5 protein-coding genes are annotated in these 10,870 nt (G+C 66.7%); all 5 read left to right on the forward strand.

The genetic code is table 11. The features are described 5' to 3' along the window. Positions 1-168: 168 nt before the first annotated feature. The 5 genes from FG95_RS16500 (at position 169) to FG95_RS16520 (ending at position 10,671) form a co-directional block, all read left to right on the forward strand. On the forward strand, positions 169-2,586 hold the full coding sequence (locus tag FG95_RS16500) for a ligase-associated DNA damage response DEXH box helicase (protein WP_037557305.1): 2,418 nt from the start codon (positions 169-171) through the stop codon (positions 2,584-2,586). A gap of 77 nt (positions 2,587-2,663) precedes the next feature. Then, on the forward strand, positions 2,664-3,701 hold the full coding sequence (locus FG95_RS16505; RefSeq protein ID WP_037557306.1) for an aspartyl protease family protein: 1,038 nt from the start codon (positions 2,664-2,666) through the stop codon (positions 3,699-3,701). 319 nt (positions 3,702-4,020) lie between these two features. After that, positions 4,021-4,743 carry a ligase-associated DNA damage response endonuclease PdeM gene (pdeM, locus tag FG95_RS16510; RefSeq protein ID WP_037557307.1) on the forward strand — a complete coding sequence of 241 codons (723 nt, stop codon included), beginning with the start codon at positions 4,021-4,023 and terminating at the stop codon, positions 4,741-4,743. Between the two features lie 152 nt (positions 4,744-4,895). Then, a complete protein-coding gene (locus FG95_RS16515; protein WP_037557308.1) occupies positions 4,896-7,700 on the forward strand; it encodes a TonB-dependent receptor in 2,805 nt (934 codons plus the stop codon). A 241-nt stretch (positions 7,701-7,941) separates the two neighbouring features. After that, positions 7,942-10,671 carry a TonB-dependent receptor gene (locus FG95_RS16520; RefSeq protein ID WP_037557309.1) on the forward strand — a complete coding sequence of 910 codons (2,730 nt, stop codon included), beginning with the start codon at positions 7,942-7,944 and terminating at the stop codon, positions 10,669-10,671. The last annotated feature ends 199 nt before the right edge of the window (positions 10,672-10,870 follow it).

Here is a 10,870-nt window from a genome sequence, read left to right on the forward strand (position 1 = left end):
GGTCTATCGGCCTTGCGCAAGGCCGATAGACCCCACCCCCAACCCCTCCCCTGAAGGGGAGGGGCTTTCTTCTCTCAATGGCCGCAACCGGTCGTTAGGGGACATCCCTTGCACCGCGTAGAGGCCGAGGGACTTGCCCCCCGTCTCCCGCCGCGCCACATCTCGCCCATGCCGCTCCCCGCCCCTTTCACCGACTGGTTCGCCGCACGCGGGTGGCGGCTCAGGCGACATCAGGCCGATATGCTCGGCGCGGGCGAGCGCGGCGAGCACGCCCTGCTCGTCGCGGCGACGGGGGCGGGCAAGACCTTGTCGGGTTTTTTGCCGAGCCTCGTCGATCTCGCGCAAAACCCGTCGGACCGGCTCCACACTCTCTATGTTTCGCCGCTGAAGGCGCTCGCGGCCGACGTCGAGCGCAACCTCCTCGGCCCGATCGCCGAGATGGAGCTCGACATCAGCGTCGAAAGCCGCAGCGGCGATACCAGTTCGGACAAGAAGGCGCGCCAGCGCAGCCGGCCGCCGAACATCCTGCTGACGACGCCCGAATCGCTGTCGCTGCTGCTGTCCTATCCCGGCAGCTTCACGATGTTCGCGCATGTGAAGACATTGGTGATCGACGAGATCCACGCCTTTGCGCCGGGCAAGCGCGGCGACCTCTTGAGCCTCGCGATGGCGCGGCTCCAAGCGATCGCGCCCGGCCTGCGCCGCGTCGGGCTGTCGGCGACGATCGCTGATCCGGTGCAATATGCCGGCTGGCTCGCCCCCGACGCCGCTGCCGGCACGGTCACCATTGTCGAGGGCGAGGCGGGCGCCGACCCCGATATCGAGATATTGCTGCCCGAGGGCGCGGTGCCGTGGGCGGGGCATTCGGGCCGCTGGGCGGTGCATCAGGTGATGGAGGTGATCGCGAGGAATCGCACGACGATCATCTTCTGCAACACGCGCGGGCTCGCCGAGCTGATTTTTCAGGAGCTGTGGAAGGTCAACGATCTGTCGCTCCCGATCGCGATCCATCACGGCAGCCTCGACCGCGAGGCGCGCCAGCGCGCCGAGGCCGCGATGGCCGAGGGACGGCTGCGCGCGCTCGTCGCGACCGCGAGCCTCGACCTCGGGCTCGACTGGGGCGACGTCGATTGCGTGATCCAGATGGGCGCGCCCAAGGGAAGCTCGCGACTGCTCCAACGCATCGGCCGCGCCAACCACCGGCTCGACGAACCGAGCCGCGCGCTGATCGTGCCCGGCAACCGCTTCGAATATCTCGAAGCGCAGGCGGCGCTCGATGCGGTGGAGGCGGGCGAACGCGACGCCGATCGCTTCCGCCCCGGCGCGCTCGACGTGCTCGCGCAGCATGTGATGGCGCTCGCCTGCGCGGCGCCGTTCGACGAGGCCGAACTGCTCGCCGAAATCCGCACCGCCGCGCCCTACCGATGGATCGATGCGGAGGTTTTCGCGCGGCTGCTCGGCTTCGTGCGCGACGGCGGCTATGCGCTCAAAAGCTATGATCGCTTCCGCCGCCTCGCCCCCGACGGGCCGGGCAGGTGGCGGATCGCGCACCCCCGGCTCGCCGCGCAGCACCGGCTCAACGCCGGGATCATCGTCGAGGCGCCGATGGCCGACGTCCGCTTCAAGAACGGGCGGCGGCTCGGCAAGGTCGAGGAATATTTCGCCAGCACGCTGACCCCCGGCGACACCTTCGCCTTTGCCGGTTTAAACCTCGAGGTCGAGGCGATCCGCGACACCGACCTGATCGTCCGCGCGACGACGCGCCCCGCGCGCATCCCGAGCTATATGGGCGCGCGCCTCGCGATTTCGACGCGGCTCGCCGACCGCGTGCGCAGCTTCCTCGCCGATCCGGCGAGCTGGGCGCGCTTTCCCGAGGATGTGCGCTTCTGGCTCGAAATGCAGGCGCTGCGCTCGGCGCTGCCGCGGCCGGGCGAACTGCTCGTCGAGACCTTTCCGCACGAAGGGCACCATTATCTCGTCTGCTATCCGTTCGAGGGCTGGAACGCGCACCAGTCGCTGGGCATGCTGATCACGAAGCGGATGGAGCGCGCCGGGCTGCAACCCTTGGGCTTTGTCGCCTCCGATTATGCGATCGCGATCTGGTCGCTGCGGCCCGTGACGCACCCCCAGAATCTGTTCGACGCCGAGATATTGTCCGAAGAATTCGTCGAATGGGTCGAGCGGTCGCACCTGCTGAAACGCGCCTTCCGCGAGGTCGCGGTGATCGGCGGGCTGATCGAACGCCAGCATCCGGGCAAGCGCAAGACGGGCAAGCAGGTGACCTTTTCAACCGACCTGATCTTCGACGTGCTGCGAAAATATGAGCCCGACCATCTGCTGCTCGAAGCCGCCTGGGCCGACGCGCGCGAGCGGCTGACCGACGTCGCGCGGCTGGGCGACCTGCTCGACCGCGCGGCGGGGACGATGCTGCACCGGACGCTCGACCGGATCAGCCCGCTCGCCATTCCCGTGCTGGTGCTGATCGGGCGCGAAAATGTCGCGGCGTCCGATCTCGACGACATGCTGCTCGGCGAACTCGCCGATGCGCTGGCCGAGGAGGCGATGCGCGTTGACCCGCAGGAATGAGACGTCCGGCCCCGCGTCGCTTGCCGCAGGGGCCGCACAGGCGTAGACTGGCGCAAAGATAGTTGAGGATGCCAGCGATGACCCGTGCAATCAGGTGGTCCGTGCCATTGGCGCTGCTGCTCGCCGCCCCCCCGCTCTCTGGCGCGACGCCGGCGCCAGCCAATCCCGCGCCCGCCCCCGCCGCCGCCCCGACACCGCCCGCCGAACTGGTCGCGCCGCCGGTCACCGTCGTTCCCTTCATCCAGCCTTTCGACCTCGACGCGACGCGGCGCATGGCGGTGCAGGTCATGGTCGGCGGCCAAGGCCCCTTTTCCTTCCTCGTCGATACCGGCGCCGAGCGCACGGTGATCGCACGCGAACTCGCCGCGCGGCTGAAACTTGTCGAAGGCGCCAAGCTCAAGCTCGCGACGATCGGCGGGTCGGCGGTGGTACCGAGCTTCCGCGTCGCGGCGCTGCGGATGTCCGACCTGCACCTTGCTCCGGTCGATGCCCCCGCCTTTTTCGGCCGCCACATCGGTGCCGCGGGGCTGATCGGGGTCGACATGCTCGAGGAGCGGCGCGTGCTCATCGATTTCCGCAAGGAAACGATGGAGATATTGGAGACGCGCAGGCGCGCGCGCCCGATCATCCGCGACAATGATGCGATCGTCGTCACCGCGCGCAATTCGGCGGGGCGGCTGATCCTGTCCGACGCGCGGCTCGACGGCAAACGCATCGACGTCATCGTCGATACCGGCGCGCAGACCAGCGTCGGCAATATGGCGCTGCAAAAGCTGGTCGCGGCGAAGCGCGCGAACCGCCTGCCCTTTCTGCCGACGACGCTGGGCGCGGTGACCGGCGAGGCGGTGCCGGCGGTGCGCCCCGCGATCCGCCGCATCGTGATCAACGGCATGGACGTCAACGACCTGCCGGTCAGCTTCGCCGACAGCCAGGCGTTCCGCGCGCTGGGCCTCGTCGAGCGGCCGGCGCTGCTGCTCGGCATGGACAGCCTGTCGCTGTTCGATCGCGTCGAGATCGATTTCCCGAACAAGCGCGTCGTGTTCGACCTGCCCGAAGGGGCGAACCGCGATATGGGACGGCGCTTTGCCGCCAACGGGATACGCATCGGCGGTTAGGGCTTTTCTCGAGGCGATCACATCCCTTGCAAACCAGATAACGATATGACCGTTTTCGGCCGGAAGCTGCCGATCCTCCCCGGCACGGGGAGGGGGACCACCGAAGGTGGTGGAGGGGCACAGGCGGAGCCGCACGACTCAGATAGGGCAGGAAACACCTCGCGTGCCCCTCCACCATGCTTCGCATGGTCCCCCTCCCCCAAGGGGGAGGACCGTCCGCTCCCCACCCCAAGGCAGCCGTCCTTCGGCGCGACTGGGTCGTTGCTGATCGTTACTGAAGGCGCTTGCGACGGAGCGGCGGCGACTGCATAGCGGCGCCATGTCCGCCGCGCCGACCTTTGCCTTTGCGGGCCAGCAGTTCGAGATGCTGGCCGACCGGGCGCTGTTCTGGCCGCGCCACGGCGCGCTGATCGTCGCCGACCTGCATCTGGAAAAGGCGAGCTGGTATGCGGCGCTGGGCCAGCCGCTGCCGCCCTATGACAGCCACGACACGCTCGACCGGCTCGCCGCGCTCGCCGCCGGGACCGGCGCGCGTGCGATCTGGTGTCTGGGCGACAGTTTTCACGACCGTCACGCCGCGGCGCGCATCGTGCCGGCGGTGGCGGAGCGATTGGCGCGACAGGCGGCATCGGCGCGGCTGCTGTGGATCGCCGGCAATCACGACGGGCTCTCCGGCGGCGCGTGGGGCGGCGAGGTCGCCGACGAACTCGCCGTCGACGGCATCGTCTTTCGCCACCAGAGCCTGAGGAACGAGACGCGACCCGAAATCTCGGGACATTTCCACCCCAAATTGCGAATCAACGTTCGCGGCCGGCCGATTTCGCGCCCCTGCTTCGCGGGCGACGCGCGGCGGATGATTCTGCCCGCTTTCGGCAGCCTGACCGGCGGTCTGGCCGCCGAGGATCCGGTCATCGCCGAAAATTTCGACGGCCCCTATGAAGCGATGCTCGTCGCACGCGGTCGCCGCCTCTGCTTCCCCTGCGCCGGCAGGGGGCGCGATGACGCTACGGCAAGCCGCCTCCTTCGGCGGACGGGGAGTTAAGCCCCCTCGAACAGGCGCTTTTCCGCCTGTGACCGAAAAGCATCACTTCTTCAAAAACGACGCAAATACGCGCCTTCGGCTGGATCGGAGGCGCAATTGAGTTATGCTCCCCCGGCAACAAAAATAATGAAATGTTGAGAGGAGTGCCCGATATGAAATCATCTTCCCTTCGTGCTGCCCGTTTTCTCCGCACCAGCGCGCTCGGCGTCTCGATCGCCATGGCGGTGGTCGCGGCCCCGGCCTTCGCGCAGGATGCGCCGGCCGATGCGGCCGCGGATGCCGCGACCGACGACAGCGACGATACGCCGATCATCGTCACCGCGCAGGGGCGTTCGCAGCTCCTGTCCGACGTCCCCGTCGCGATTTCGGCGGTCAGCGCCGAAACGCTGCAGAACAGCGGCGCGAACGACATTCGCCAGCTGAACCAGGTCGCCCCGTCGCTGCTCGTTTCGTCGACGGGCTCGGAAGCGAACGGTTCGGCGCGTATTCGCGGCATCGGCACGGTCGGCGACAATCCGGGCCTCGAAAGCTCGGTCCCCGTCTTCATCGACGGCGTCTATCGCTCGCGTTCGGGCATCGGCCTCAACGAGCTGGGCGAAATCGACCGCATCGAAGTGCAGCGCGGCCCGCAGGGCACGCTCGGCGGCCGCAACTCGTCGGCGGGCCTGATCAGCATCTATTCGAAAAAGCCCGATTTCCAGTTCGGGGCCACGGGTGAGATCACCTATGGCAATTATGATTACTGGCGCCTCGGCGGCAGCGTCACCGGCCCGATCAGCGACACGCTCGCCGCGCGCCTCGACGGCGTGTGGGTGAAGCGCGACGGCTTCTACAACGACGCCGCGAACGACCGCGACGTCAACAACCGCGATCGCTATTTCCTGCGCGGGCAATTGCTGTTCGAGCCGACCGACGCGCTGTCGGTCCGGCTGATCGCCGATTATACCTATCGCAACGAGGAATGCTGCGCCGCGACCTATGTCGGCCCCTCGGTCAACCCCTATATCGGCAACCTCAACAATCCGGGGGTTCCCGCGAGTCCGACGACGAACAATATCGTCCGGGTGCTCGCCGATCTCGGCCAGTCGCTCGATGCGTTCAACCAGGGCTACAGCCGCGACATTTCGGTCACCCCGGGCCGCAGCTTCGCCGGCAAGACCAAGGATTACGGCTTTTCGGGCCAGATCGACTATGATTTCGGCGGCGCTACGCTGACCTCGATCACCGCGTACCGCGAATATCGGTCGAGCCAGGCGGGCGACGTCGATTATGGCACGGTCGACATCCTATATCGCGCGCCCGACGACGACGCCTATCGCCAGTTCCACACCTTCACGCAGGAACTGCGCCTGCAGGGCGAGGCCTTCGACGGCAAGCTCGACTGGCTCGTCGGCGGTTTCTACGCCAATGAAAAGCTGCGCGTGCGCGACAATCTGCGCTTCGGCGAGGATTATGGCCGCTTCGCGACCTGCCGCATCATTTCGGGCGGCGGTCTGGCCGGCCTTTACTCGCCGACCAACCCCCTGTGCGTCTTCCCGGGCGTCGGACCGGCGACGATCGCCGGCGCGTCGGGCGCGTCGGGTCCCGATATTCTCGCGGCGTTCAACGCGCTCGACGGGCTGAGCGACCTCGGTAGCATCAACGACGTCTATCGCCAGAATGGCGAGAATTGGGCGTTGTTCACGCACAATATCTTCCACATCACCGACAAGCTCGATTTCACCTTCGGGCTCCGCTACACCAACGACAAGAAGAAATTCTCGGCGAGCTTTACCAACGACAACACGGTCTGCACCACCGTGCAGGGGCTGGTGCTCGACGATCTTTCGAGCACGAACGCCACGGCGCGCGCGCTCGCAGGCGCGCTCATCGGCCTCAGCTGTCAGGGCAATTCGACCGCCGAACTCAATGGTGTGTCGATCAACGACAAGCGGAGCGAGGACGAGTTCACCGGCACGGCGATCCTGTCGTACAAGCCGGTCGACGACCTGATGGTCTATGCGAGCTATTCGCGCGGCTACAAGGCGGGCGGCTTCAACCTCGACCGGTCGGCGCTGAAATCGCCGATCCTGCCCTTTGCGGCGGTCGGCGGGGCGCAGTCGCTGGTGGGCGCGCTGCAGTTCGACCCCGAAACGGTCAACAGCTATGAAATCGGCGCCAAATATTCGAGCGGTCCGTTCGGCCTCGGCCTGACGCTGTTCCGGTCGGACTTCTCGAGCTTCCAGCTCAATACGTTCAACGGCACCGTTTTCCTCGTCCAGAACATCAACGGCTGCGACAGCGACCTCGCCGGCGGCGACCGCGATCAAAGCAAGTTCACCGGCGCGCCGAACTATAACGCCGCCGCGGCGACCACCGGCGCCTGCCCCACCGATGACGTCAGCCACGGCGTCCGGTCGCAGGGCTTCGAACTCGAAGCCTCGCTCGTTCCGGCGCGCAGCTTCCGTATGACTGCCGGCCTGACCTATGCGAAGACCAAATATCGCGGTCAGCTGGTGGGCAATGATTCGGGCGCGCCGCTCGATCAGGCGCTGCGCCTGCTGCCGGGCAACAATCTGTCGAACGCGCCCGAACTGGTCGCGACCGGTAGCATCGCCTGGACCCCCGACATCGGCAGCAGCGGGCTGACCGGCCTCGTCTATATCGATGGCCGCATGACCAGCGACTATAACACCGGGTCGGACCTGTTCCCGCAAAAGGGACAGGACGGCTATGCGCTGTTCAACGCCCGCCTCGGCGTGCGCGGTCCCGACGAGAAATGGGGCATCGAGCTGTGGGCGCAGAACATCTTCAACAAGCAATATGCCCAGGTCGCGTTCAACTCGCCGTTCCAGGAGGGCGGCACCTCGACCGGCACCGCGTTCGCCGACCCGCAATATCCGGGCGGTCGCCAGCTGTTCTCGCAGTTCCTCGCCGAACCGCGGACCTATGGCGTGACGTTGCGCGGCAAATTCTGATCGCATATGATCGCATGATTTTCGAGGGGGCGGGGCCGTTGGACCCGCCCCTTTTTTTGCTCCGGCGAGTCAACCCGTCACATCTGACAGCTGTGACACAAAAGCCGCGCGCCCGGCAGAATGACGTCAGGTCGGCGGCGGCGCGCTGGCATGACGCGCGCAAGTCGTGATACGCCTGCGTCATAAACAAAAGACCGCTCTCCCCCGCATAAACGAACGATCGTGAGAGGAGGGCCATTTCATGAAAAACAATTGCCGCACCGCCGCGGGTCTGCTGCGAACCAGCGCCGCCGGGCTGTCGCTGTCGCTCGGCCTCGTCGCTGCGCCCGCCATGGCGCAGGACGCCGAGGGCGCCGAAACCGACGACAGCACGATCATCGTCACCGCGACGCGGCGCAGCGAGGCGCTGTCCGACGTGCCGATCGCGGTCTCCGCCGTCACCGGCGATACGCTCGAAAAGACGGGCGCCACCGACGTGCGCGCGCTGGGACAGGTCGCCCCGTCGCTGCTCGTGTCGGGCGCGACGAGCGAGGTCAATTTCACCGCGCGCATCCGCGGCATCGGCACGGTCGGCGAGAATCCGGGGCTCGAAAGCTCGGTCGGCCTGTTCATCGACGGCGTCTATCGCAGCCGCACGGGGGTGGGCCTGTCGGAGCTCGGCGATATCGAGCGTGTGGAAGTGCTGCGCGGGCCGCAGGGCACGCTGTTCGGCCGCAATTCGACCGCGGGGCTGATCAACATCGTCACCAAGGGGCCGGACCTTTCGGCGTTCGGTGCCAAGGGATCGATATCCTATGGCAATTATGATTATTGGCGCGTCGACGGCATGATCAACGCGCCGCTGGGCGACAAGGCGGCGCTACGCGTCGACGGCGTATGGCAGCGGCGCGACGGCTTCATCGACAATGCGACGGCGGGCGAGCCCGATATCAACGACCGCGACCGTTGGCTGGTCAAAGGGCAGCTACTGCTCGAACCCGCCGAGAATATCACGCTGCGGCTGATCGCGGACTATTCGAAACGCAACGAGAATTGCTGCGGCGGCGTGCTCCTCAACCCCGTGCGCAGCCTGACGCGCGGGCCCGACGGCGTCCCCGTCGCCTCGCCCAACACGCTGCTGCCGCTGCTCCAGTTCCTCGGCGCGAACCATCAGGTCGCGCCGGCGGGCGACAGCTTCGTTCGCCGCCAGTCGACCACCCCCGGCGTCACCTATCGGTCGGACACCAAGGACTGGGGCGTGTCGGGCGAACTCGACTGGGATTTCGGCGCCGCGACGCTGACCTCGATCACCGCCTATCGCGACTACAAGAATGCGCAGGGGCAGGATTCGGATTTCAGCGCGCTCGACATATTGCGGCGCACCGACCTCGATCGCCGCTTCCGACTGTTCACGCAGGAACTGCGGTTGCAGGGCGAGGCGTTCGACGGGCGGCTCGACTGGCTCGTCGGCGGCTATTATGCGAACGAGAAGCTCGATGTCGACGACGACATCGTTTATGGCGCCGACTATCAGCGCTATGCCAATTGCCTCGCGGCGGCGGCGCTGTCGCCCGCGAACCTCAATCCGGCTTCGGCGACCTGTTCGAACCTCCCTGCCGCCGCTTTCCCCGGATTTCAGGGCATCGCCGCGCTGCTTGGCGCCGCGCCGCTCAACGGCACCGGCAACAATGGATCGACCTTCGCCCAGCGCAGCACCAATTATGCGATCTTCACGCACAACAGCTTTGACATCGTCGAGGATGCGCTGACGCTGACCGTCGGCGCGCGCTACACGCACGAGAAGAAGACGCTGAGCGGCGACGCCAATTTCACCAACACGCTCTGTCCGGCGATCGTCAATTCATCCTTGCAAGCCTTGGCGACGCTCGCGTGTGTCATTAACGGCACCGCGCCCGACATCGTCGCCGGCGCGCCGGGGACCAAATTCAGCGAAGGCCAGTGGACGGGGACTGCGGTGCTGAGCTGGAAGCCCGCGCCCGAATGGCTGGTCTATGCCTCGGCGTCGAAGGGCTACAAGGCGGGCGGCTTCAATCTCGACTATTCGGCGCTCGACCGGCCGTGCAGCACGACCGCGGGATCGGATGCGCAGGATGCCGCCTGCGTCGCGCTGCTCGCGCGGCCGGCGAACACGCCCGGCAACGCGCGGCCCGAAGCGAGCGACCTGCAATTCGCGAGCGAGAAGGTCGACGCCTACGAGCTCGGCGTCAAATGGGACGGCCCCGGCGTCGACGTCAATCTCGCGGCCTTTTATCAGGAATATAGCAATTACCAGCTCAACACCTTCAACGGCGTCAATTTCGAGGTTACCAATATCCAGGCGTGCAAGGACGATCTGGGGACCGGGCCGATCGACAACAGCGCCGCGACCGGCGCCTGCGCGTCCGACCGGCTGAAACCCGGCGTCGTCGCCAAGGGGTTCGAGATCGAGACCTTCCTGCGTCCCGCGCGCTATCTCTCGGTCAATATGGGGCTGACCTATGTCGACACCCTCTATCGCCGCAACCTCGTCGGCACTGGAGGGCGGGCGCTGTCGCCAGTCCTGTTCCAGTTGCCCGGGCGCGGGGTGTCGAACGCTGCCAAATATGTCGCGACCGCGGGGATCAGCTGGACCCCGCCGATCGGCGACAGCGGGTTGAGCGCACTCGTCTACTTCGACACGCGCCTGCAAAGCGACACCAACACCGGGTCGGATCTGGATGTCGAAAAGATCCAGGACGGCTTCGCGGTCTTCAACGGCCGGATCGGGCTGTACGGCCGCGACCGGCGCTGGGGGATCGAGCTGTGGGGGCAGAATCTGTTCAACAAGCGATATTACCAGATCGGCGCCGACATGCCGCTCCAGGGATCGGGCTCATTCCGTTCGGTCGCGGCGCCCGCGGCGCTGGGCTTCCCGGCGACCGCAAACCAGCTGTTCGTCGGCTTCCCCGGCGAGCCGCGCACCTATGGCGTGACGCTGCGCGGCCAGTTCTGACCGTCTCTCCCCCTCCCCAAAGCCGGGGAGGGCGTAGGAAGGGCCTGCCGCGGCCGGGCACTGTCGCGACAGGCCCTTTCCTTATGGAGGAGAGCGGTTTTGGGGTGGGGAGCGGACGGTCCTCCCCCTTGGGGGAGGGGGACCATGCGAAGCATGGTGGAGGGGCACGCGGGGGGGTTCCCGCCCTATCTGAGTCGTG

The organism is Sphingopyxis sp. LC363, from assembly GCF_000756385.1.
Lineage (GTDB): Bacteria > Pseudomonadota > Alphaproteobacteria > Sphingomonadales > Sphingomonadaceae > Sphingopyxis.